Raw genomic sequence first — 22,907 nt, forward strand, 5'->3', positions numbered from 1 at the left:
TAGAAGCAGATGGGCGCGCGGACGAACTCTGGTCGCGGCAGCCACCGCCCATGGCCGAAGGCCGTGCTGAGGACACGGACCAGGACACGAAACAGCAGCAGCCGCCGACCAAGTCCTCGCCGCCGCCCGGCCTCACCCCGGAAGCGACAGAGCGAGGCGGACCAGGGGTGGCAGCCTCAGTGGGCGCACGTCGGTGGGGAGCCGACCCTCTGCGGAGCCCTCAGTCGCGAAAGCCCGTCGCCCTGGTGCGCTTCTGCCAGGTCTCGACCTCCTCGCGCACCTGGTCGAGGTGGTCGAGGACCGCGCTGACGCCGTCGTCGCCGAGGGGGAGGTGGAGCGGGGTGTTGCCCGATCGCAGGGCGGCCAGGATCAGGGCCGCCGCCTTGGCCGGGTCGCCTGCCTCGCCGTCGAAGCCGGCCTTCACCATCGCGCGCGTGCCGCCCACCGTGGCGTACACGCGGCTGTCGGCGCTGGCCCGCGTCCCGTCGTACAACGACGTACGGAAGGCGCCCGGCTCCACGACGAGGACCTTGATGCCGTACTCCGCGGCCTCGCCCGCGAGCGCCTCGGACATGCCCTCCAGGGCGAACTTGCTGCCGCTGTACGCCGAGAAGCCGGGGTAGGACGTCTGTCCGCCCAGGCTGCTCATCTGCACGATCGCGCCCGAGCGCCGCGCGCGCATGTGCGGCAGGACCGCACGGACCAGCGCCGCAGGGCCGAACACGTGCACGTCGAAGAGGGCGCGCAGTTCGGCGTCGGTGGTCTCCTCGAAGGCGCCGACATGACCGCGGCCCGCGTTGTTGACCAGGACGTCGATCCGGCCGTGCCGCGCGACCACGTCCCGGACCGCGGGTTCCGCGGCGGCCGTGTCGGCGACGTCCAGCCGCAGCGCCTCCACCTGGTCGGGGTGCGCGGCCACGAGGTCGGCCATCGCCTCGGGCCGGCGCGCCGCGCCGATCACCACGTCGCCGTCGGCCACGGCCGCCTCCACGAGCGCCCGGCCGAGCCCGCTGCTCGCGCCGGTCACCAGCCACACCTTGTTCATGTCGTTCTCCGTCCCCGTCACTGGGTTGTCCGTGAACCACCGTGCCGCGCGGGGCGGTTGCCCGTCCAAGACCTTCGGTGATAACCGATAGGCATGACCACGGACGTCCATGTGCGGGACCTGCGCTACTTCGTCACGGTGGCCGAGGAACTGCACTTCACCCGCGCGGCCGAGCTGCTCTACGTCTCCCAGCCCGCGCTGAGCAAGCAGATCCGGGCCCTGGAACGGCAGTTGGGCGTCGAGTTGCTGCGCCGCGACCGGCACGGGGTCGCGCTCACGGCGGCGGGCGCGGCACTACTGCCGTACGCGCGCCGGGTGTTGGCCGACTGGGCCGAGGGCGCGGTCGCGGTCGCCGAGGCGCGGGCGGCCCAGCGCAGCACGCTGGTGGTGGGCATGAGCACCAGCCCGGGGCGCGGCGGCCTGCTGCCCGCGATCCGCTCCCGCTTCACGGCCACGCACCCGGAGGCGGTGGTACGACTGCGCCAGGTGAGCTGGGACGACCCGACCGCCGGCCTTGCGGCCGGGGACGCCGATGTCGCCTTCGTGTGGCTGCCGTTGCCCGACGAGACCCGCTACACGTGGACGGTCGTCGCCGAGGAACCCCGCCTGGTCGCCCTCCCCCGCGCCCACCCGCTCGCCGCCCGTGCCGGGATCGACTTTGCCGACCTGGCCGACGAGCCCTTCCTCGCCCTTCCGCACAGCGCCGGTCCGCTGCGCGACCACTGGCTCGCCCTGCCCGACCGCGCCGGCCGCCCGCCCCGGATCGGCGCGGAGGTCGCCGGCACGGAGGAGACGTACGAGGCTCTCGTCGCGGGCCTCGGCATCTGCCTGGTGGCCGCGGGCAACGCCCCGCTGATCACCCTGGGCGACGTCGTCACCCGCCCGGTGCGCGGCCTCTCCCCCAGCCGCTACGCCCTCGCTTGGCGCACGGACGACGACAGACCGCTGGTACGGGCGTACGCGGAGGCCTGCCGGCAGGTGAAGGGCGATGCGTAGCGCCCGGCTACGGCTTGGCCCGCACCAACCCGGCGTCGTACGCCATGATCACGGCCTGGATGCGGTCGCGGGCGCCGATCTTGGCGAGGACCCGGCCGACGTGTTTCTTGACCGTGGACTCGGTGAGCACGAGGTGGTCGGCGATCTCCGTGTTGGTCCAGCCCTGGGCGACGGCGACCAGGACCTCGCGTTCGCGGTCGCTGAGGGCGCGCAGCACGGGGTGGTCCTGCGCGGGCGGGCCGGTGGGGGCGAGGACCTGGTGGGCGTAGGCATCCAGGAGGCGGCGGGTCAGGCGGGGGGCCACGACGGCGTCGCCGGTGGCGACCGCGCGGATGCCGGCGACGAGTTCCTCGGGTCGCGCGTCCTTGAGCAGGAAGCCGCTGGCCCCGGCCCGCAGCCCCTCGTAGGCGTACTCGTCGAGATCGAAGGTGGTCACGATGAGGATGCGGGTACGACCGCCCGCGGCGACGATGCGGCGGGTGGCCTCCAGACCGTCCACGCCGGGCATGCGGACGTCCATGAGGACGACGTCGGGCCGGAGTTCGGCGGCCATCCGCACGGCCTCGGCACCGTGCTCCGCCTCACCGACCGCGGTCAGCCCCGGAGTCCCCTCGATGAGCATCCGGACGCCCATCCGCTGCAGCGGCTGGTCGTCGGCGATGAGCACGGTGGTCATGACAGCGGATCTCCCTGCGGTACGTCGAACACGACATCCGCGACCCAGCCGCGGCCGGCGTCACCCGGACCGCGAACATCCCAGCGTTGGCGCGGCTGATCGTCGGTGATTGGCACGGTGGTCATGGCAGTTGGTCTCCCGGCGGTACGTCGAGTACGACCTCGACCGTCCAGCCGTGGCCGGTGTCGGCCGGGCCGACGACGACCGTCCCGCCGTACATGGCGGCCCGTTGGCGGATGCCCACGAGTCCGTGCCCGGGGTTGCCGGGGTCGCTCTCGTGCCTGGTCTGTCTCACGCGCGCAAGTGCTCCCGGTGGTGCGCCGGTGTCGGCGACCCTGATCCGGGCCCGTCCCGCCTCGACCGCGACGGTGACCTCGGCACTCGCGCCGGTGCCCGCGTGCTTGAGGGTGTTGGTCAGGGACTCCTGGACGACCCGGTACACGGTGAGCTGCACGCCGCTGCCCAGGGCGTCGAGGTCGCCCACGGTCCGGTAGGTGACCGACAGTCCGGCCGCGCGCACCCGTGCGATGAGCGGGTCCAGGTCGTCGATCCCGGGCTGCGGGCCGAGCAGGCGTTCGTCCGCCTGGCCCTCGCGCAGCACGCCGAGCACCCGGCGCAGTTCGTTCATGGCCTGGCGGCCGGTGTCGCCGAGGACGCGCAGTGCCTCGGCGGACCGTTCGCCCCGGTTGGCGGCGAGGGTCGCGGCGCCGTCGGCGACGCTGACCATGACGGAGAGGTTGTGGCCGACGATGTCGTGCATCTCGCGGGCGACGCGTGAGCGCTCGGCGGCGGCGGTGAGCCGTACGCGCTGCTCCTGCTCGATCTCCAGGCGTCTGGCCCGGTCCGCCAGCGCCGCCATGTACATCTGCTGGACGCGCAGGGCCAGCCCGACGGCGACGGACGCCGTCACGGTGCCCAGCAGCAGGAAGCTGCCGAGCAGAGGGTGGTCGCCCTTGCCCGGGACCAGCACGAAGGCGGCGAGCAGCAGTTCGCCGGCGGTCAGCGCGATGGCCCAGCCCAGCATCCGCAGGGAACCGTGGCGGGCCAGGCTGTACAGGGCGATGAGCCCCGCGAGTCCGGTGGGCAGCCACGCCCCCATCGACCACTGGAGGATCGATGCGAGCGCGATCACCAGGAACGTGATCGTCGGAGCCTTGCGGCGCCACCACAAGGGGATGGCGTGCGCGGCGACGAAGGCCCACAGGACACCGACCGGCAACTGGACGCGCAGGCCGCCGTCGCCGAAGGGGGACCGCTCGGTTCCGCCGCTGCGCAGCAGGACGGGCAGCGTGACGAGCACGATGAGCAGCACCGGCGCGGCGTCGACCAGCCATGGGTGGCGGGCGCCCAGCCACGGCCGACGCCCCCGGTCGCCGAGCAGCCGGGCCAGGAGCGAGTGCGTCCACACGCTGTCGGACCCGGGGAGCGACGGACGGGCCGCCCCCGGGCCGATGTCCGGGGCGGCCGCCGCGCGGTGCGGACTCATGACGACCATTGTCCGGTACCGGTTCGGACGCCCGGGCATCGTCCGGCCCCGTGTCACGCGTCCGGGCAGCGTCCGGTCCCGGTTCGGGCGTCCGTCCATCGTCCCGTACCGGATCAGGCGTCCGTGCGCAGGAGCCGGCCGGCGGCTCCGACGAGGGCCAGGGCCACCCAGCCGGCGAAGACGGCGAGCCCCGCCCCCGGGGAGAGGGAGCCGGAGGACTCGTGCAGGGCGTAGACGGCCTGGCCCGCGTTGCTCGGGAAGTACGGGCTGAGGGTGTCGTCCCACGAGTCGGGCAGCAGGGAGGCGAGGCCCGGCAGGATCAGCAGGATGCCGACCAGGGACGCGATGGCCCCGGCGGAGGAGCGGATCAGCATCCCGAGGGCCACGCCGAACACGGCGACCAGGGCGAGGTAGAGCCCGGCACCGGCCAGGCTGCGCAGCACGCCGTCGTCGCCCAGGGACAGGGCGATCTTGGTGCCGTCCAGGCCCGGCGCGCCGAATTCGAAGGCGGCCAGGGCGCCCACGGCCGTGAGCACCAGGGCGACGGGCCCGATCACGGCGGCCTTGGTCCACAGGACCGGGAGCCGGCGCGGGACCGCGGTGAGCGTGGAGCGGATCATGCCGGTGGTGTACTCGCCGGCGGAGAGCAGGACTCCGAGCACCCCGATGGCGAGCGAGGCGAAGGTCACGCCGGTCAGGGCCAGGCTCACGGCGTCGCTGTCGCCGCTGTCGCCTCCGGGACCGGGGCGTCCGCCGGCGACGGCGTCGGGGCTGTAGGTGTGGGCGGCGATCGTCCCGAAGAGGATCAGCAGGAACACGGCGACGCCCAGGGTGATCCAAGTGGAGCGCAGGGACCAGAACTTGGCCCACTCCGAGCGCAGGACGCGCGGTCCGGTCACCTTGTGCACGACCGTGCGGGCCGGTGCCGGCGTCGGGGTCGGATTCGTGGACAGGTCGGTGACGGTCATCATGCGGCCTTTCGTGCGGCGCCGGCCGGAGCACTCTGGTACTCGACGGAGTCGCGGGTGAGCTCCATGAACGCCGATTCCAAGGAGGCGGCCTGCGGGGTGAGTTCGTACAGCGCGACCCCGTGCGCGGCCGCGATGGCGCCGATCTCGCGGGCGTCGCGTCCGCGGACCATGAGTTCCTCGGTGGACGACGAGGTGATCGTGACGTCGGGGCCCACCAGCAGCGAGCGCAACTTCGCGGGGTCGGCGGTGGCGACCTTCACCGCTCCGCTGCCGGCGTCCCGGGTGAAGTCGTCGACCGTGGTGTCGGCGAGCAGCCGGCCGCGGCCGATGATCACCAGGTGGTCGGCGATCTGCGCGGTCTCGCTCATCAGGTGCGAGGAGAGCATCACCGCCCGCCCCTCGTCGGCCAGTTGACGCAGCAGGTTGCGCACCCACAGCACGCCCTCGGGGTCGAGGCCGTTGACCGGTTCGTCGAGCATGACGATCGACGGATCGCCGAGCAGCGCCGCGGCGATGCCGAGTCGCTGTCCCATGCCGAGCGAGAACGCGCCCACGCGTTTTCCGGCCACGCTGGTCAGTCCGGCCAGTTCGATGACCTCGTCCACCCGGCCGCGGGAGATGCCGTGGGTGTAGGCGAGGCCCATCAGGTGGTTGAACGCGGTGCGCCCCGGGTGCACCGACTTGGCCTCCAGCAGGGCGCCGACCTCGTGCAGGGGCGCCGAATGGCGGGCGTAGGAAAGGCCGTTGACGGTGACCGAGCCGTCGGTGGGCGAGTCCAGTCCCACGACCATGCGCATGGTCGTGGACTTGCCGGCGCCGTTGGGACCGAGGAAGCCGGTCACCTCACCTGCCTTGGCGGTGAAGCTCAGATTGTCGACGACCGTCTTGTCCCCGTACCGCTTCGTCAGCTGACGTACCTCGATCATGGGGGCGCCTTCCCTGCCTGAACCCGGCCGCGGATACGCCGCGGTGTCCGAGTTCGACGCTATGGGCGCGACCGGCCCGGACCGTGGGCCCCAGGGGGAATCTTCGCCGGGCGGGTGGTACCGCGGTACCACCACGGGATCGGCCGGCTCCTCCTCAGGGCGGGCGACCCCGCCCCTCACGCCCCCGCGAGAAGCGCCGCCACCCCGACCTCGAACCGCTCGTCGAAGGACGCCGGCGCCAGATGTCCGGCCACGCGATGCAGGGAAGGATGGGTCGTCTCGGAGATCGCGCGGGCCAAGAGGTCGCCGAGGGGCCGGTGGTCGACCGCCTGCTCCTCCTGGGTCAGGCCCAGGGCGAAGTAGATGACCGCCCACGAGGTCCACGCGGCCTCGCGGTCTCCCAGGCCGCACTTGAGCAGCGCATCCACCAGGGCCTCCGCGAAGGACAGGGTGCCCGGCTCGGCGGGGTAGGTGCCGACGACCAGGGCCGCGCCGTCGCGGTGGGACAGCAGGGCGCGGCGGAAACGGCGGGCCAGTTCGCGGGCCCGCTCGCCGGGGGCGGCCGGCAGGTCGGTCAGCGGAATCCCGCCGAGTACGGCGTCCGCCATCAGCTCCAGCATCCGGGCCTTGGTCTTCACATGCCACTGCACGGTGTTGATCCGCACGCCGAGCCGGTCGGCGACCGCGCGCGTGGACACTGCGTCGAGTCCCTTGTCGTCCAGGAGGTCCAGTCCCGCACGGATCACGGTGGCCGGATCCAGTCGGTCGCCCTGTTGCGTCTTGGTCACCGACCTAGTTTACTGCACGGCGAGACTTCTTGGTCAGTGACCAAGACAGTGCTCGATCAGTCGACCCGGCGGCAGGAAGAGGGTGGTCACGTGGCAACACAGCAGGCATCCGCGGAGCAGACATCCGCACATCAGACATCCGCAGAGAAGGCATCCGCACAGCGGACGGAAACGGCACAGGTCGTCATCGCCGGGGGCGGTCCCGTCGGGCTCTGGCTCGCCGCCGAACTCCGCCTGAACGACATCTCCGTCACCGTCCTGGAGCTCCGCACCGAGATCGACGACCGCTCCAAGGCGCTCACCGTGCACCCGCGCGGCATCGAGGTGCTGGCCTCCCGCGGCATCCACCGGCGCTTCCTCGACGAGAGCCTGAGGATCTCCACGGGCCACTTCGCCAACCTGTCCGACCGGCTCGACTTCTCCGTCCTGGACACCCCGTTCCCGTACAGCCTCTTCATCCCCCAGGCCCGCACCGAGGCGCTCTTCGAGGAGTACGCCCGCGGGCTCGGCGCCGACATCCGGCGCGGGCATCGCGTCACCGGCTTCACCGAGCACGCGGACTCGGTGACCGTCCAAGTGACGGGACCGCAAGGTCCGTACGAGATCGAAGCGGAGTACATCGCCGGCTGCGACGGCACGAAGAGCACCGTGCGCGAGGCGGCCGGCATCGACTTCCCCGGTACCGACTCCCGCTACCTCGGCTGGCTCGGTGACGTCCTCTTCGACAACCCGCCGGCGCCCGGCTTCAACCGCTTCACCGAACGCGGCGGCCTGATGATCGTGCCGCTGCCCGACAACCGGTGGCGCATCGCCGGCACCAGCCCCGACAGCGAGACCACCGAGTGGCCCGGCGAGCTCACCATGGACGAACTGCGGCAGAAGGTCGTCGACATCACCGGCGACGACTTCGGCATGCACGACCCGTCCTGGCTCTCCCGCTATGGCAACACCACGCGCCTGGCCACCCGGTACCGGCGCGGACGCGTCGTGCTCGCGGGCGACGCCGCCCACCAGCACTTCCCGACCGGCGGCGTCGGCATGAACGTCGGCTTCCAGGACGCCTTCAACCTCGGCTGGAAGCTGGCCGCGACGATCGACGGCTGGGCCTCGGACGGCCTGCTGGACACCTACCACTCCGACCGCCACCCGGTCGGCGAACAGCTCATGGAGCACAGCCGAGCGCAGACCTACCTCTTCCACGCCTTCACACCCGAGGGCCTCGCCCTGCGCGACCTGCTGAGCCGAATGGTCCCGGAATCAAGGGAGTTCAGCGACGTACTGGCCGGCCGCCTCACCGCCCTCGACGTCGCCTACCCGAGCCCCGACCCGACAGCCCACCCGCTGACCGGCACCCGCGCCCCCGACTTCGCCCTCCCCGGCACGGACAGCACCCTCTTCGGCGCGCTGCGGGCGCACTCGTACGTCCTGCTCGACCTGACGGCGGAGGGCACGTTGGCCGACCGGTCCCGGCAGCGCGTGGCGGTGCACGCCGGGTCCCCCGACCGGACGCGCCCGGCCTGGACGGACGTACGCGCCGCCCTCATCCGCCCCGACGGACACGTCACTTGGGCGTGGACGGAGGAGGACGACACGAAGCTGGCGGCGCAGGTGGACGCGGTCATCGCCTCGGCCCTCGGTCTCCAGGAGGAACCGGACTCATGGATCTCGGACTGAGGAACAGGGTGTACGTCGTCACCGGCGGCACCCGTGGGCTGGGGTACGCCGTCGCCCGCGAACTGGTCGCCGACGGCGCCAAGGTGGTCGTCACCGGCCGCGACGAGAAGCGCGCGGCCGAGGCGGCGGCCGAACTGGGCCCGAACGCGGCGGGAGTCGCCGTGGACAACTCCGCCCCCCTGGCACCCCACCGACTGATCGCCAGGGCACGGGAGTTGTTCGGCGCCTTCGACGGCATCCTCATCAGCGTCGGCGGCCCGCCCGCGGGCGGCGTGGCGGCCACCACCGACGAACAGTGGCGGGCAGCCTTCGGGTCGGTGTTCCTGGGGGCGGTACGGCTGGCCCGAACTGCCGCTGCGGAACTGGGAGATGGGGGCGCCATCGGCCTCGTCCTGTCCGGCACGGCCCACGAACCGGCCCCCGGTATGGCCATCTCCAACGGTCTGCGCCCCGGACTGGCAGGCTTCGCCAAGTCCCTCGCGGACGAGCTGGGGCCGCGTGGAATCCGCGTGTTCGGCCTGCTGCCGGGGCGGATCGGCACGGATCGCATGCGCGAGCTGGACGGGTTGGCGCCTGATCCGGAGGGCAAGCGAGCCGCCAACGAGGCCGCGATTCCGCTGCGGCGGTACGGGGCACCGGAGGAGTTCGGCCGCGTGGGGGCGTTCGTGCTGTCGCCGGCGGCTTCGTATGTGACCGGGGTGATGGTGTCGGTGGACGGTGGGGCGCGGCGCGGGTTCTGAGATCGGCCGTGAACGGGGTGCGGCGACCGCAGGGTGCGAGGCGCCCACGGGATTCCCCGCACCCTGCGCCTGTCAGCTCGCGGTGCAGGAGACCGTGGGCCAGGTCCAGTTGCCGTTCGTCTGGATGGTGGCGCCCCAACTGTTGCCGCTGCCGTCGGGTTTGGCGCTCAGCACCTGTGCGCTGGGGTAGGAGGCGATGACGTTCCAGGTCGCGATGACCTTCGCCGGGGACGGCACGTTCATGGTCACGGTCCAGTTACTGCCCCCGGAGACCGAGACGTTGAGGTTGTACCGGTCGCTCCACTGCGTGCCGGCCGACAGGGTGGCGGTACAACTGCCGCCGCTGCCACCACCGTTGCCGCTGCCGTCGGGGGCGACGGCCCGGCCGGTCTGTGGGGAGATCGTCCCGGCGCAGAGATTGCGGGCGGCCAGGCCCTGGGCGATCCGCGGGATCGCCGCGACCGTGTTGGCCGGCCAGTCGTGCATGAGGATGACCTGGCCGTTGGTGAGCCGGCCGGCCGCCTGGACGATCGCGTCGGTGCTCGCGCCGTTCCAGTCCTGCGAGTCGACGTCCCAAATGATCTCCGTCAGACCGTACTTGGCCTCGACGGCCTTCACCGTCGCGTTGGTCTCGCCGTAGGGCGGCCGGAACAGCTTGGGCGTGCCGCCGCCCGCGCTCGCGATGGCCTGCTGGGTCCGGGAGATCTCCGAGTCGACGGTCGCCTGGCTCTGCTGCGTCAGGTGCGGGTGGGTGTAACTGTGGTTGCCGACCCACATACCGGCGTCGACCTGGGCCTTGACCTGCGAGGGGTAAGCGGCGGCGTACTGGCCCTCGTTGAACATCGTGGCCCGAAGGCCGTTCTGCTTCAGCGCGTTGAGCAGGGCGGGCGTGTTGCCGGACGGGCCGTCGTCGAAGGTGAGCCCGACGTACCCGCCGCAGGCGGCGGCCCGCGCCGGCTCGGCGGTGCCGACGGCGAGGGTGCCCGCGGCGGTCAGGGCGACGGTGGCCACCAGCCCGGCGACCAGGGGGCGTAACGGGAAGCGCGGTACGGCTCTCATCTGAAGTGGTCCTCCAGCCTCGGCGGTCGGGGGTCAGCTCGCGGTGCAGGAGACCGTGGGCCAGGTCCAGTTGCCGTTGGGCTGGATGGTGGCGCCCCAACTGTTGCCGCTGCCGTTGGGTTTGGCGCTCAGCACCTGGCTGCTCGGATAGGTGGCGGCGATGTTCCAGGTGGAGAGGACCTTCGCCGGGGACGGCACGTTCATGGTCACGGTCCAGTCGCTGGAGCCGGAGACCGAGACGTTGAGGTTGTACCGGTCGCTCCACTGCTGCCCGGCGGACAAGGTGGCGGCGCAACTGCCACTGCCTCCGCCACCGCCCGAACTGGTGCCGCCCACCGTGATGTTGGAGTTCCCGCTGCTCTGATAACCCTCGGTGGCGAGGATCATGTAGTAGCTGAAGCTACCGAGCGGCATCCCGGCGCGCGACCAGGCGTCGAAGTGATTGCCGGTGGTGATGGTGCCGCCGGTCCGCTTGGACTGCCGGACGCTCCAGTACTGGTCGAAGGTCTTCGTCCCTTCCACGGAGGGGGCGTTGTACCGCGTCGTCTTGTAGATGTCGTACGTCCCGCCGTCACTGGTGACGGTGCCCTTGTACGTGCCCGTGGGCCGGTAGGTGCCCCAGTTGTCGACGATGTAGTACTCGACGAGCGGGTTCGACGTCCATCCGTACAGCGCCAGATACGCGTTGCCGGAGGGATTGAAGGTCCCCGAGTACGTCACGCTCCGACGGCCGCCGTTACTCCAGCCCTTGCCGGCCACGAAGTTGCCGGTGTTGCTCCATGAGGTGCCGTAGTTGCCCCCGGAGCCGAGGTTCATGGAGACCGTCCCCTGGGAGTCGGTCCAGAACGAGTAGTAGTAGCCGTTGTTGGTGCCGGTCTGATTCGTGGTGACAACCGTGTCGGCACTCGCGGTGCCGGGCAGGGTCATCGCCGCGAGGAGGGCCAGCAGCAGGGCGCAGGCGCCGCCGGCTAACAACCTGAAGTGCGTCGTGCGTGCGGGTGTGGTGTCCATGCGGCGTCAGTTTTGAACCGCCCCTGACAACTGTCAATAGTTTCGGTATTGAGAGCGAAATATTCGACACCAGGGCGCCACGACAGATCCCCAGATAATCCCAGTTCAATGCGGCACTTGAACGATTCACGGTTTGATTCATTACACGATGGATAGAGCCACAAGATCCAAAAACCGAATGTTGCGACCGAATGTTTCGAAGTCCTTCGACAGCCTAGGAGCGCCCCTCACACCGGCCAGGCGGTCAGCAGATCGCCCGGGCCGTAGGCGGCATCGAGCCCCGGACAGTCAACCCCGCTGCGCGAGACCGCCACGACGGGAACAGGTTCGTCGGTGAGGGCGGCCCGGTGTCGATGGAGGGCGGCCAGGTCGTGCCGGTCGAAGGGCGACTGCTCCAGCCATTTGATGGAGCCGACGAAGAACAGTTCCTTGGCAACGGGGGCGCGGTCCGCCCCGACGACATCGATCTCGACATCGTTCGTACGGGTCCAGTAGCCACCCACCGCAGGAGCCGCGGGCAGGCTGCCATCGGGCAGGATCCGCGCCAGGGCCTCGCGGACCAGGGGCTCGACGGCTCGGCCGCGCCAACTGGTCCAGTTCTCCCGGATGCGCGCCAAGGTCAGATCGCCCCGTCCGCGCTCGATCTCGTCCATGGAGGGGCCGAGCAGATGCAGCCAGAACCTCAGGTAGGGATCTGCCACCCGGTAACGGCGGTCCTTCGACGGGCGCAGCGACACGGGCAGCTCCGCAGCGACGATCCGCTTGTCCGTGAGCAGCTCCAGCGCTCGCTGCAACGGCGTGGCCCCGATACCGCCGGCCGCACGGGCGATGTTGGTGAAGGTCCGCTCACCGCTGCCGATAGCCGCCAGCACAGTGCGCGCCTGAGCCTGCGGAGGGAATTCGGCGGCCAGCGAGCGCTCGGCCGACACCAGCAGTGCGGACACCGGGTCGCTCAGCGCCTCGCCGAGGAAGTCCCACAGCCCCGCACCGCGGGGCCACTCCGCGCAGATCAGCGGCAACCCGCCGGTGACGAGCGCGGCATCGAATGCGTCCGCGGGCTCCAGTCCGAGCATCTGCCCCACCTCGGCGGGGTTGAGTGCTCCCAGCACCATCTCCCGGCCGCGCTGGTGGAAGGGGCGTCCATAGCTGTTCAGGGCCTCCATCATCGACAGATCGGAGCCGATGAGGACCAGCAGCACCGGTCTGGTCTCCAGCACCCGGTCCCAGGCCCGTTGGAGCATCCCCTCGAAGGCGCCCTTGGGATCCATCAGGTACGGCACCTCGTCGATGACGAGCACGCTCGCCCGGTCGGCCGGCAGTGCCGCGGCCAGCACGTCGAACGCGGCGTCCCAGCTCTCCGGCCGCGCGGCGGCGACCAGCCCCGCCAACGGCAGCGTCGACACCTGGGCGTCACGGCCGAGCCGTGCCAGATCGTCCCTGGGGGACGCGCCGGTCGCCGCGTAGAACATGAACGGGGCCCCGGAGCGCTCCGCGAACCGCTCGACCAGGCGCGACTTCCCCACCCGGCGCCGCCCGCGCAACATCACACACCGACCGGGCCGCTCCCCGCCGGCCCCGGCCGCCACCTTCTGCAGCTCCCGCTCCAGCGTCGCCAGCTCCTGGCGACGGCCTACAAAGTCCACCATGTCCGCCGACCTCCACCCATGAAACTAACGACGATGTTACTAACATAGACGTTAGTGGGGAGGAGGGGCAGTCGGCCGTGCGGAGGAAGCAGGGGGTTCGGAGCGGCTACGTCCCCCGCTCAGACGTTGAAGCGGAACTCCACCACATCCCCGTCCTGCATCACGTACTCCTTGCCCTCCATCCGCGCCTTCCCCTTCGCCCGGGCCTCCGCGACGGACCCCATCTCCACCAGGTCGGCGAAGGAGATGACCTCCGCCTTAATGAAGCCCTTCTGGAAGTCGGTGTGGATGACGCCGGCCGCCTCAGGGGCGGTCGCGCCCTTCTTGATGGTCCAGGCGCGGGATTCCTTGGGGCCTGCCGTGAGGTAGGTCTGCAGGCCGAGGGTGTCGAAGCCGACGCGGGCGAGGGTGGCGAGGCCGGGCTCGTCGGCGCCGACCGACTCCAGGAGTTCCATCGCGTCCTCCTCGTCCAGTTCGGCGAGGTCCTGCTCCAGCTTGGCGTTGAGGAAGATCGCCTCGGCGGGGGCGACCAGGGCACGCTGCTCGGTCTTGAAGTCCTCGTCGACCAGTTCGTCCTCGTCGACGTTGAAGACGTACAGGAAGGGCTTCGTCGTCAGCAGGTGCAGGTCGTGGAGGAGTTCCTCCTTGCCCGAGCCCTGGACGATGCCCTGCGAGAAGAGGGTGTCGCCGCGCTCCAGGATCTCCTTCGCCGCCTCGACCGCCGCGACCTTCGGAACGATGTCCTTCTTGATGCGCGAGTCCTTCTGGAGACGCGGCAGGACCTTCTCGATGGTCTGGAGGTCGGCGAGGATCAGCTCGGTGTTGATCGTCTCGATGTCGTCCTTGGGCGAGACCTTGCCGTCGACGTGGACGACGTTCTCGTCCTTGAAGGCGCGGATGACCTGGCAGATCGCGTCGGACTCACGGATGTTCGCCAGGAACTTGTTGCCCAGGCCCTCACCCTCGGAGGCGCCCTTCACGATGCCCGCGATGTCCACGAAGTCGACGGTCGCCGGAATGATCTTCTGGGAGGAGAAGATCTCGGCCAGCTTCGTCAGGCGCGCGTCGGGGACGCCGACCACGCCGACGTTCGGCTCGATCGTGGCGAACGGGTAGTTGGCCGCGAGCACGTCGTTCTTGGTCAGGGCGTTGAACAGGGTCGACTTGCCGACATTCGGCAGACCGACGATTCCGATCGTGAGCGACACGTTGCGACTTCCCGTACGTGAGAGACATCAAGGGGCTGGGACTGGGGCTGGCACTGGGGTTGCGGGCCCGGTCCTACTTCGGTGCGCGGTCCTTCTTCGGTGCGCGGGCGGGCCGATCCACCAGTCTACGGCGTGCCGAACCCCGCCCCGGCTACCAGTCGAACGCTTGGCCAAGGTCCGCCCTCGGCGTGTCCCGGAAGCGATTCGGCACATAAACCGACCTAAGTTTGTCCAGTGGAGCAACACAGGACGCGACCCCCGCAGCACGGACCGCGACGCGGCACACCCCCACTGCCCCCGCAGGCGACGCGCGGCGAGAGCGGCAGGAACGGGAGTGTCGGTGCGCGCCCCGGGCAGCGCCGCCCCGCGAACCGCCCGGCCGCCCGCCAGACCGCGCCGCCCGTACGCAAGCCCGGTCCGCCGTTGGTCGAGGCCGTGCGGCGGATGCCCAACCCGCGGCTGACGGGGCTGGGCGGCGGCCTGTTCTGCGGGGCGGTGATGTTCGTGCTCGGCTGCCTGGACGCGCTGCTGTTCGGGGCGTCCCTGACCGTCTACGGGGTGCTGTTCCTGCCGGTGTGCGTCCTGACCGCGTGCTGGGTGCGACGGGGTGATCTGCTGACCGCCCCGGTCGTCGTGCCGATCGCCTTCGCCGCCGGCCTGCTCCCCGTCGCCGACAGCAACGGCGGGATCCTCGGCCGCCTGATGGGCCTGGTGACAGCCCTCGCCACCCAGGCCGGCTGGCTGTACGGCGGCACCCTCATCGCGGGCCTGATCGCCTCCGCCCGCAAGATCCAGCTGATGCGCCAACGAACGGCGGCGGCACGAGCCGCTCGCCGCTGACCTGACGCTCCCGCCGCCCACCGACTGCCGGTGAGCCGACCGGAGCGCCGCCACTGACTGACGGTGAGCCGACCCGAGCGCCGCCATCGAGTGCCGATGAGCCGACCGAAGCGCCACCCACCGACCGCGCCTGACCCGGCAGGCCCGTTGCCGCCGGACCGCCGGTGGCCTGGCGGGAGCTCCGTCGGCGACTGCGGGCGACTGCCGGTGGCCTGAGGAAGCGCGCCCGCCCATCGCCAGTGACCCGACCCCACCGGATCGCCACCGTGGCGACCCGACCGGACCGCCGCTCAGCAACCGCCGGTGGCGACCCGGCCGAATCCCCGCCTACCGCCCGCCGTCCCGCCCCGCCGCGTGCATCGCCGCCCCCACGATCCCCGCGTTGTTCTGCAGCTGCGCCGGGACGATCTCCGCCTTGATGTCCTCGATGAAGTGGAGGAACTTGTCGGCCTTGCGGCTGACGCCGCCGCCGATGATGAACAACTCGGGCGTGAAGAGCATCTCGACATGGGCCAGGTACTTCTGGACGCGGTGCGCCCAGTGCTCCCAGGTCAGCTCGCCGTCCTCCTTGGCCTTGCTGGAGGCGCGCGTCTCCGCGTCGTGGCCGTGCAGCTCCAGATGGCCCAGCTCGGTGTTCGGGACGAGCAAGCCGTCCACGAAGACCGCGCTGCCGATACCCGTGCCGAAGGTCAACAGAATGACCGTGCCCTTGCGGTCGCGGCCCGCGCCGAAGGCCATCTCGGCGACGCCCGCCGCGTCCGCGTCATTGACGACCGTCACGTCATGACCGCCGAGCCGATCACTGAACAGCACGCGCGCGTCCGTGTCGATCCAGCTCTTGTCGACGTTGGCCGCCGTACGGATCGTCGACCCGCCCGTCACCACGCCGGGGAACGTCAGCCCGACCGGGCCCGTCCAGCCGAAGTGCTCGACGACCTCCTTGACGCCGTCCGCCACGCCGTCGGGCGTCGCCGGGTGCGGAGTGAGCACCTTGAAGCGCTCCTCCGCCAGGTCACCCTTGTCCAAATCCACAGGGGCGCCCTTGATCCCCGACCCACCGATGTCCACACCGAAGATCTGCATGGCTCTACGTTACGACGATGGGCTGACAGTCACTCAGCGGAGGCGGCATCCGTAACGGATCCCGCACCGGATCCGCCGCGCTCGGCGACCAGCGCCGCCGCCTCGTCCCGCAGGTCCCGGCGCAGCTCCTTGGGCAGCGAGAACGTGATGGACTCCTCGGCCGCCCGGACCAGTTCGACGTCCTCGAAGCCGCGCTGCGAGAGCCACTCCAGGACCTGCTCGACCAGGATCTCCGGCACCGAGGCGCCGGAGGTGACGCCGACCGTGGAGACACCCTCCAGCCAGGCCTCGTCGATCTCGTCGGCGAAGTCCACGAGGTAGGCCTCGCGGGCGCCGGCGAGCTTGGCGACCTCGACGAGCCGTACGGAGTTGGAGGAGTTCTTGGAGCCGACCACGATCACCAGCTCGGCCTCCTCGCCCATCTGCTTCACGGCGAGCTGACGGTTCTGCGTGGCGTAGCAGATGTCGTCGCTGGGCGGGGAGATGAGCTGCGGGAACTTCGTCTTGAGGGCGTCGACCGTCTCCATGGTCTCGTCGACGGAGAGCGTGGTCTGCGAGAGCCATACGACCTTGGACGGGTCACGGACCTCCACCTTGGAGACGTCCTCCGGGCCGTCGACCAGGGTGATGTGGTCGGGCGCCTCGCCGGAGGTGCCGATGACCTCCTCGTGGCCCTCGTGCCCGATCAGGAGGATGTCGTAGTCGTCGTTGGCGAACCGGACGGCTTCCTTGTGGACCTTGGTGACCAGCGGGCAGGTCGCGTCGATGGTGGCGAGCCGGCCCCGCGCGGCCTCCTCGTGGACGACGGGGGCCACACCGTGCGCGGAGAACATGACGATGTTCCCCTCGGGGACCTCCTCCGTCCGCTCGACGAAGACGGCGCCCTTCTTCTCGAGGGTCTGCACGACGTACTTGTTGTGCACGATCTCGTGCCGGACATAGATCGGAGCCCCGTACTGCTCCAGGGCTTTCTCGACGGCGATCACGGCGCGGTCCACACCCGCGCAGTAGCCCCGGGGGGCGGCGAGCAGGACACGGCGGCCAGGCGAAGCAGTCATGGGAACCATCGTAAGGCCGCGCCCGACGGGTCAAAGATCGCCTCCTTGGGGAGACTGGCCGTGCGGTGGGAGGGGTGGGGAAGGACTCGACGGGCGAGGCACAGGCGGAGGCACGATGTCCGGGACCGGCACGGCGGCACGAACGGGCGAGGCGGGAGACGACCTGCGGCGGAGCCTCGGGTTCCGGGATCTCGTCGTCTACGGGCTGATGTTCATCGCCCCGATGGCACCCGTCGGCGTGTTCGGCACGCTGGACGCGAAGTCGCACGGGGCCGTGGCCCTGGTCTACGTGGTCGCGACGATCGCCATGGCGTTCACCGCTTTCAGCTACGCGCAGATGGTGCGGGTGGTCCCCCTGGCGGGGTCGGTGTTCGCCTACGCGCGCGTGGCGCTCGGCAAGGAGGCGGGATTCGTCGCCGGCTGGATGGCGATGCTCGACTACCTGCTCATCCCGGCAGTGGCGTACCTGTTCTCCGGTATCGCGATGAACTCCCTTGTCCCGGAGGTCTCGCGCTGGGTGTGGACGGCGATCGCGGTCCTCGTCACGACCCTGCTGAACCTGTGGGGCGTGCGGGCCGCGGCCCGGGTGGGCTTCCTGGTCCTCGCCATGGAGATCGTCGTGCTGCTGATCTTCGTCGTGTCGGCCGTCGTCGTGCTCGCGCGGGACGGGGCCGAGCGGGGGTGGCTGTCACCGCTGTCCGGGGACGGCACCCAGGGAGCCTTCGCGCTGTCGGCGGTGATCGGCGCGGTGTCGGTGGCGGTGCTGTCGTATCTCGGCTTCGACGCGATCGCGTCCTTCGCGGAGGAGGTCACGGGCGGGTCGGAGAAGGTCGCCCGCGCGGTGCTGTTCTGCCTGGCCCTGGCGGGTGTGCTGTTCGTGGCGCAGTCGTATCTCCTGGCGCTCCTGGAGCCGACCACGTCCGCGCAACTGGCCGCCGATCCGGGCAAGCAGGGGACGGCCTTCTACGACGCCGTGGACACCTCCGTCGGTACCTGGCTGCACGATCTGGTGGCCGTGAGCAAGGCGATCGGCGCGGCGTTCGCGGCGCTGGCCGGGCAGGCGGCCGCGGGACGGCTGCTGTTCGCCATGGGCCGGGAGCGGCGGCTGCCCCGGGTGCTGTCGAAGACGGACTCCGGGGTGCCGCGGATCGCCCTGCTCTGCGCGGCCGTCATCACCCTGGTCGCCGCGGTCTGGGCGGCCCGCAGGGACGACGGCATGGACCACCTGGTGTCGGTGGTCGACATCGGCGCGTTGACGGCCTTCACCCTGCTGCACGCGAGCGTGGTGAGCTGGTTCGCGGTACGCCGGGAGGGCGGGCCGGTCGTCTGGTGGCGGCACGTGCTGATGCCGGTGGTCGGGGCGGCGATCACCATCGCCGTGATCGTCGAGGCGTCGGGGACGGCCCAGGTGGTGGGCGCGGTGTGGCTGGTGATCGGGTTGGCGGTGCTGGTGGCGCAACGGGGGCGGGACGAGAACACTCCCCTGGACAAGAGCACTCCCCGGGACGAGAGCACTTCCCCGGACGCGAACACCCCCTGACCGCCGCCCGCCCGGCCCCTGCCGCCCCTGCCGCCCCTGTCGCCGAGCCCGGCGCCCGCGTCCGGTTCGATGTCAGTGCCTGCGGATACGCTCACCTGCATGGCTCTCAACACGTCCGCGGAAGCGCCGCTCCCCGTCGGTGAGGTCTCCCGGCTGATCGGGGGGTGGATCGACCGGCTGGGGGCGGTGTGGGTCGAGGGGCAGATCACCCAGTTGTCGCGGCGACCCGGCGCCGGTGTCGTGTTTCTGACGCTGCGTGACCCCTCGTACGACATCTCGATCAGCGTGACCTGTTTTCGGCAGGTGTTCGACACGGTCGCCGATGTGGTGAGCGAGGGCGCGCGGGTCGTCGTACAGGCGAAGCCCGAGTGGTACGCGCCGCGGGGGCAGTTGTCGTTGCGGGCCACGGAGATAAGGCCGGTCGGGGTGGGGGAACTGCTCGCGCGGCTGGAGCAGTTGAAGAAGTCGCTGGCCGCCGAGGGGCTGTTCGCGCCGGAGCGGAAGAAGGCGATGCCCTTTCTGCCGCAGCTGATCGGGCTGGTCTGCGGACGCGCCTCCGCCGCGGAGCGGGACGTGCTGGAGAACGCCCGGCACCGCTGGCCCGCCGTCCGCTTCGAGGTGCGCAACGTCGCCGTGCAGGGCGTGCACGCGGTGCCGCAGGTGGTGCAGGCCGTGAAGGAGCTCGACGAGACCGAGGGCGTCGACGTGATCATCGTCGCGCGCGGCGGCGGCAGCGTGGAGGACCTGCTGCCCTTCTCCGACGAGCAGCTCGTGCGCGTGGTCGCCGAGTGCCGTACGCCCGTCGTGTCCGCGATCGGGCACGAGCCCGACAACCCGCTCCTGGACTACGTGGCCGACCTGCGGGCCTCCACCCCCACCGACGCGGCCAAGAAGGTCGTACCGGACGTGGGCGAGGAGTACGAGCGGGTGCGGCAGCTGCGGGACCGGGCCCGGCGCTCCGTGCGGGCCTTCGTCGAGCGGGAGGAGCGCGGGCTGGCGCAGGCGCTGGCGCGGCCCTCGATAGAGGATCCGCACCGGATGGTGGACGAGCGGGCCGATCATGTCGCGTCCCTGCTCGACCGGGGGCGGCGCACCCTGGGGCATCTCCTGGACCGCGCCGACTCCGAACTGACGCACACGCACGCGCGCGTGGTGGCCCTCTCCCCCGCCGCCACCCTCAAGCGCGGGTACGCGGTGCTGCAGAAGGCCGACGGTCATGTGGTCCGGGCGCCGGACGAGGTGACGGCGGCGGAGTCCCTGCGGGCGCGGGTCGCCGAGGGCGAGTTCACGGTTCGAGTCGACGCGGGCGATGCATAGGGTGGGCGGAATGACCAGCAAGGTGGCGGAAGAGACGCTCGGGTACGAGCAGGCGCGGGACGAGCTGATCGAGGTCGTACGACGCCTTGAGGCGGGCGGTACGACGCTGGAGGAGTCCCTGGCGCTCTGGGAGCGGGGCGAGGAGCTGGCCAAGGTGTGCCGGCGCTGGCTGGACGGGGCACGGGCGCGGCTGGACGCGGCACTGGCGGAGGAAGAGGGCGGGGCGGCGGACGAGGCCGACGCCGAGTAGGAACGGCACCGGGTACGGACCAGGGGCGGCACCGAGCGGAACGGTGCCGCTCCTGCCGTATGCGCCCCGCAATACGATCACGTATGTGAAGCGGATCACGTCACCCCGCTTTTTGTTGAACCTTGAACTTAACCTGGCGTACCTTCATGCCGTCAGCAGATCCGGACCGCGGTCCGGTTATCCGGTTCCAGGCTACCCCGAGGAAGTTCACGCATGTCTCTCGCACTCGACCCCACCGCCCAGGACCTGCTCTTCCGCGAGGCCCGCACCGCCAACACCTTCACCGACGAGCCGGTGACCGACGAGCAGGTGCAGGCGATCTACGACCTGGTCAAGTACGGCCCGACGTCCATGAACCAGTCGCCCCTGCGCGTCACCCTGGTCCGCTCCCCCGAGGCCCGCGAGCGCCTCGTGCAGCACCTGGCCGAGGGCAACCAGAAGAAGACCGCCGCCGCCCCGCTGGTCGCGATCCTCTCCGCGGACAACGAGTTCCACGAGGAACTGCCCACCCTCTTCCCGCACTTCCCGCAGGCCAAGGACGCCGTCTTCGGCGAGCGCGCGGTCCGCGAGACCAACGCCACCCTGAACGCCGCCCTCCAGGCCGCGTATTTCATCATCGGCATCCGCGCCGCCGGCCTCGCCGCCGGACCGATGACCGGGCTCGACTTCGCCGGCGTCCAGAAGGAGTTCCTGGACGACGACCACACCCCGCTGATGGTCGTCAACATCGGCAAGCCGGGCGAGGACGCCTGGTTCCCGCGCTCCCCGCGACTGGCGTACGACGAGGTCGTCACCACGGTCTGAGAACGGACCCGACACGCGTGAAGGCCCCCGGCACATCCGCCGGGGGCCTTCGTCGTACGTGGGTGGCAGGTCACTCCATCTTCAGCGCCCGCGCCATCTCCGTCAGCTGCGCGTAGGAACCCGTGCCCGCGACCACCGTGGTCGCGCCCTTCTCCGACAGCACGAGGGCGTCGTAGCGGCCGCCGCTGTACCGCGTCCAGGTGCGGCCGTCGATCCGCTGGGTGGCCTTGGTCGCCTCGGCGCCCTGGCTGGCGTCGTTTATGAACGCGCCCGCCTTCTGAGTCGACTGCTCGACCTGCACGTACTGACCACCGGGCGCGTTGAAGCCGAGATGCCAGGCGTCGAACTCGTCGCCGCGGAAGCGGACGGAGGTCGCCTTCCAGCCCGTGGACAGGCCCTCCGGGGCGGCCACCGGATAGGAGGCGGCGCGGCGCGCGGTGAGCAGCTCGACGCGGTAGTCGACCGGCTTGATGTCCGGGGGTGAGTCGTCGTGCGGGATGAAGACGTAGATGACCGCCGCCGCGATCATGATCAGGCCCAGGGACAGAATCATGTCCCGGACCGTCTTCTGCCTGCCGGTCGCGCCGGTCTTGCCGGTCTCGCTGTTCGAACCTGCCACGCGCCCCATCGTCGCAGGTGCCCGGCCCGCTCATCCGTGGGGGCCCCTGCTCATTTTGTCGGACTGACGATAGAGTCGATGGTCGAACCCTCATCCGGCCGTCGTCGTATCAGAAAGGTGCGCCTCGATGACCGAGCATCATCACTTGCCGACCGAACTCGAAGTCCCCAGCGAAGCCCCCGACCGCAACCTCGCCCTTGAGCTCGTCCGAGTGACCGAAGCCGCCGCGATGGCCGCGGGCCGCTGGGTCGGGCGCGGCGACAAGAACGGCGCGGACGGTGCCGCGGTGCGCGCCATGCGGACCCTCGTCTCCACCGTCTCGATGAACGGCGTCGTCGTCATCGGTGAGGGCGAGAAGGACGAGGCGCCGATGCTCTTCAACGGCGAGCGCGTCGGTGACGGCACCGGGCCCGAGTGCGACATCGCCGTCGACCCGATCGACGGGACCACGCTCAACGCCAAGGGCATGCCGAACGCGATCGCCGTGCTGGCCGCCGCGGACCGGGGGTCGATGTTCGACCCGTCCGCCGTGTTCTACATGGACAAGCTGGTCACCGGGCCCGAGGCCGCCGAGTTCGTCGACATCGAGGCCCCGATCTCGGTGAACGTCCGCCGGGTCGCCAAGGCCAAGCGGGTCACGCCCGAGGACGTCACCGTCGTCGTCCTGGACCGGCCGCGGCACGACGGGATCATCAAGGAGATCCGGGAGACCGGTGCGCGGATCAAGCTGATCTCCGACGGCGATGTCGCGGGCTCGATCCTGGCGCTGCGCGAGGGCACCGGCGTGGATCTGCTGCTCGGTGTCGGCGGCACCCCCGAGGGCATCATCTCGGCCTGCGCGGTGAAGTGCCTGGGCGGTGTGATCCAGGGCAAGTTGTGGCCGAAGGACGACGCCGAACGGCAGCGGGCACTGGACGCCGGGCACGACCTGGACCGGGTGCTCACCACCAACGACCTGGTGTCGGGCGAGAACGTGTTCTTCGTCGCGACCGGGATCACGGACGGGGAACTGCTGCGGGGCGTGCGGTACCGCTCGGAGACCGCCACGACCGACTCCATCGTGATGCGGTCCAAGTCCGGCACGGTGCGGCGGATCGACTCGGAGCACCGGCTGAGCAAGCTGCGGGCGTACAGCGCGATCGACTTCGACCGCGCCAAGTAGGGCCCCGC

At 70.8% G+C, this 22,907-nt stretch carries 23 protein-coding genes; 9 read left to right on the forward strand and 14 right to left on the reverse strand.

The window, feature by feature from the left end; all coding sequences use genetic code 11:
- Nucleotides 1-220 precede the first annotated feature (220 nt).
- Nucleotides 221-1,045 (reverse strand): SDR family NAD(P)-dependent oxidoreductase, encoded by an 825-nt coding sequence (locus ACIQI8_RS20520; protein WP_402352300.1) that lies wholly within the window; start codon nucleotides 1,043-1,045, stop codon nucleotides 221-223.
- Between the two features lie 93 nt (nucleotides 1,046-1,138).
- Between ACIQI8_RS20520 and ACIQI8_RS20525 the strand changes: the two genes are divergently transcribed.
- A complete protein-coding gene (locus ACIQI8_RS20525; protein ID WP_402352303.1) occupies nucleotides 1,139-2,041 on the forward strand; it encodes a LysR family transcriptional regulator in 903 nt (300 codons plus the stop codon).
- Nucleotides 2,042-2,048: 7 nt separating this feature from the next.
- Here ACIQI8_RS20525 and ACIQI8_RS20530 read toward each other — a convergent pair whose 3' ends face one another.
- From ACIQI8_RS20530 to ACIQI8_RS20555, 6 genes are all read right to left on the reverse strand, one after another.
- Nucleotides 2,049-2,717, reverse strand: a complete 669-nt coding sequence (locus ACIQI8_RS20530; protein ID WP_402352306.1) for a response regulator — start codon at nucleotides 2,715-2,717, stop codon at nucleotides 2,049-2,051.
- Nucleotides 2,714-2,842: a hypothetical protein gene (locus ACIQI8_RS20535; protein ID WP_402352309.1), complete on the reverse strand. Its 129-nt coding sequence runs from the start codon at nucleotides 2,840-2,842 to the stop codon at nucleotides 2,714-2,716. The genes ACIQI8_RS20530 and ACIQI8_RS20535 overlap by 4 nt, the downstream gene beginning before the upstream one ends.
- Nucleotides 2,839-4,203 (reverse strand): sensor histidine kinase, encoded by a 1,365-nt coding sequence (locus ACIQI8_RS20540; protein ID WP_402352312.1) that lies wholly within the window; start codon nucleotides 4,201-4,203, stop codon nucleotides 2,839-2,841. The genes ACIQI8_RS20535 and ACIQI8_RS20540 overlap by 4 nt, the downstream gene beginning before the upstream one ends.
- 113 nt (nucleotides 4,204-4,316) lie before the next feature.
- Nucleotides 4,317-5,171, reverse strand: a complete 855-nt coding sequence (locus ACIQI8_RS20545; protein ID WP_402354042.1) for an ABC transporter permease — start codon at nucleotides 5,169-5,171, stop codon at nucleotides 4,317-4,319.
- Nucleotides 5,171-6,100, reverse strand: coding sequence for an ABC transporter ATP-binding protein (locus ACIQI8_RS20550; RefSeq protein WP_402352314.1), 930 nt, complete (start codon nucleotides 6,098-6,100; stop codon nucleotides 5,171-5,173). The genes ACIQI8_RS20545 and ACIQI8_RS20550 overlap by 1 nt, the downstream gene beginning before the upstream one ends.
- A 176-nt stretch (nucleotides 6,101-6,276) precedes the next feature.
- Entirely contained in the window at nucleotides 6,277-6,888 is a 612-nt protein-coding gene (locus ACIQI8_RS20555; RefSeq protein WP_402352317.1) for a TetR/AcrR family transcriptional regulator C-terminal domain-containing protein, read from the reverse strand.
- A 186-nt stretch (nucleotides 6,889-7,074) separates the two neighbouring features.
- On the opposite strand from ACIQI8_RS20555, the gene ACIQI8_RS20560 reads away from it, so the two are divergent.
- A complete protein-coding gene (locus tag ACIQI8_RS20560) occupies nucleotides 7,075-8,562 on the forward strand; it encodes an FAD-dependent monooxygenase (protein WP_402354045.1) in 1,488 nt (495 codons plus the stop codon).
- Nucleotides 8,547-9,302 carry an SDR family oxidoreductase gene (locus ACIQI8_RS20565; protein WP_402352320.1) on the forward strand — a complete coding sequence of 252 codons (756 nt, stop codon included), beginning with the start codon at nucleotides 8,547-8,549 and terminating at the stop codon, nucleotides 9,300-9,302. Before ACIQI8_RS20560 ends, ACIQI8_RS20565 begins: the two co-directional genes overlap by 16 nt.
- Before the next feature lie 72 nt (nucleotides 9,303-9,374).
- Here the strand turns inward: ACIQI8_RS20565 and ACIQI8_RS20570 are convergent, their stop codons facing one another.
- From ACIQI8_RS20570 to ychF, 4 genes are all read right to left on the reverse strand, one after another.
- Entirely contained in the window at nucleotides 9,375-10,361 is a 987-nt protein-coding gene (locus tag ACIQI8_RS20570) for a polysaccharide deacetylase family protein (protein WP_402352322.1), read from the reverse strand.
- Nucleotides 10,362-10,394: 33 nt separating this feature from the next.
- A complete protein-coding gene (locus ACIQI8_RS20575; RefSeq protein WP_402352325.1) occupies nucleotides 10,395-11,372 on the reverse strand; it encodes a glycoside hydrolase family 11 protein in 978 nt (325 codons plus the stop codon).
- Nucleotides 11,373-11,599: 227 nt separating this feature from the next.
- Entirely contained in the window at nucleotides 11,600-13,018 is a 1,419-nt protein-coding gene (locus tag ACIQI8_RS20580) for an ATP-binding protein (protein WP_402352328.1), read from the reverse strand.
- A 119-nt stretch (nucleotides 13,019-13,137) separates the two neighbouring features.
- Nucleotides 13,138-14,226, reverse strand: coding sequence for a redox-regulated ATPase YchF (gene ychF / locus ACIQI8_RS20585; protein ID WP_402352331.1), 1,089 nt, complete (start codon nucleotides 14,224-14,226; stop codon nucleotides 13,138-13,140).
- A gap of 234 nt (nucleotides 14,227-14,460) precedes the next feature.
- On the opposite strand from ychF, the gene ACIQI8_RS20590 reads away from it, so the two are divergent.
- Entirely contained in the window at nucleotides 14,461-15,066 is a 606-nt protein-coding gene (locus ACIQI8_RS20590; RefSeq protein ID WP_402352334.1) for a DUF6542 domain-containing protein, read from the forward strand.
- 327 nt (nucleotides 15,067-15,393) lie between these two features.
- Here the strand turns inward: ACIQI8_RS20590 and ppgK are convergent, their stop codons facing one another.
- On the reverse strand, nucleotides 15,394-16,149 hold the full coding sequence (gene ppgK, locus ACIQI8_RS20595; protein ID WP_402352335.1) for a polyphosphate--glucose phosphotransferase: 756 nt from the start codon (nucleotides 16,147-16,149) through the stop codon (nucleotides 15,394-15,396).
- 29 nt (nucleotides 16,150-16,178) lie between these two features.
- Nucleotides 16,179-17,216 carry a 4-hydroxy-3-methylbut-2-enyl diphosphate reductase gene (locus ACIQI8_RS20600; protein WP_402352338.1) on the reverse strand — a complete coding sequence of 346 codons (1,038 nt, stop codon included), beginning with the start codon at nucleotides 17,214-17,216 and terminating at the stop codon, nucleotides 16,179-16,181.
- A 106-nt stretch (nucleotides 17,217-17,322) separates the two neighbouring features.
- Here ACIQI8_RS20600 and ACIQI8_RS20605 point away from each other — a divergent pair, with 106 nt between their 5' ends.
- From ACIQI8_RS20605 to ACIQI8_RS20620, 4 genes are all read left to right on the forward strand, one after another.
- Nucleotides 17,323-18,747 (forward strand): APC family permease, encoded by a 1,425-nt coding sequence (locus ACIQI8_RS20605; protein WP_402352340.1) that lies wholly within the window; start codon nucleotides 17,323-17,325, stop codon nucleotides 18,745-18,747.
- Between the two features lie 99 nt (nucleotides 18,748-18,846).
- Entirely contained in the window at nucleotides 18,847-20,064 is a 1,218-nt protein-coding gene (gene xseA, locus ACIQI8_RS20610) for an exodeoxyribonuclease VII large subunit (protein ID WP_402352343.1), read from the forward strand.
- A gap of 10 nt (nucleotides 20,065-20,074) precedes the next feature.
- Nucleotides 20,075-20,314 (forward strand): exodeoxyribonuclease VII small subunit, encoded by a 240-nt coding sequence (locus tag ACIQI8_RS20615; protein ID WP_402352345.1) that lies wholly within the window; start codon nucleotides 20,075-20,077, stop codon nucleotides 20,312-20,314.
- 213 nt (nucleotides 20,315-20,527) lie between these two features.
- Entirely contained in the window at nucleotides 20,528-21,118 is a 591-nt protein-coding gene (locus ACIQI8_RS20620; protein ID WP_402352347.1) for a malonic semialdehyde reductase, read from the forward strand.
- A gap of 70 nt (nucleotides 21,119-21,188) precedes the next feature.
- Here the strand turns inward: ACIQI8_RS20620 and ACIQI8_RS20625 are convergent, their stop codons facing one another.
- Nucleotides 21,189-21,746 (reverse strand): DUF4245 domain-containing protein, encoded by a 558-nt coding sequence (locus ACIQI8_RS20625; protein ID WP_402352350.1) that lies wholly within the window; start codon nucleotides 21,744-21,746, stop codon nucleotides 21,189-21,191.
- Nucleotides 21,747-21,864: 118 nt separating this feature from the next.
- Between ACIQI8_RS20625 and glpX the strand changes: the two genes are divergently transcribed.
- Entirely contained in the window at nucleotides 21,865-22,899 is a 1,035-nt protein-coding gene (gene glpX, locus ACIQI8_RS20630) for a class II fructose-bisphosphatase (protein ID WP_402352353.1), read from the forward strand.
- Nucleotides 22,900-22,907: the final 8 nt, after the last annotated feature.

The sequence above is a fragment of the Streptomyces sp. NPDC092369 genome, from assembly GCF_044755245.1.
Taxonomy (GTDB): Bacteria; Actinomycetota; Actinomycetes; order Streptomycetales; family Streptomycetaceae; genus Streptomyces.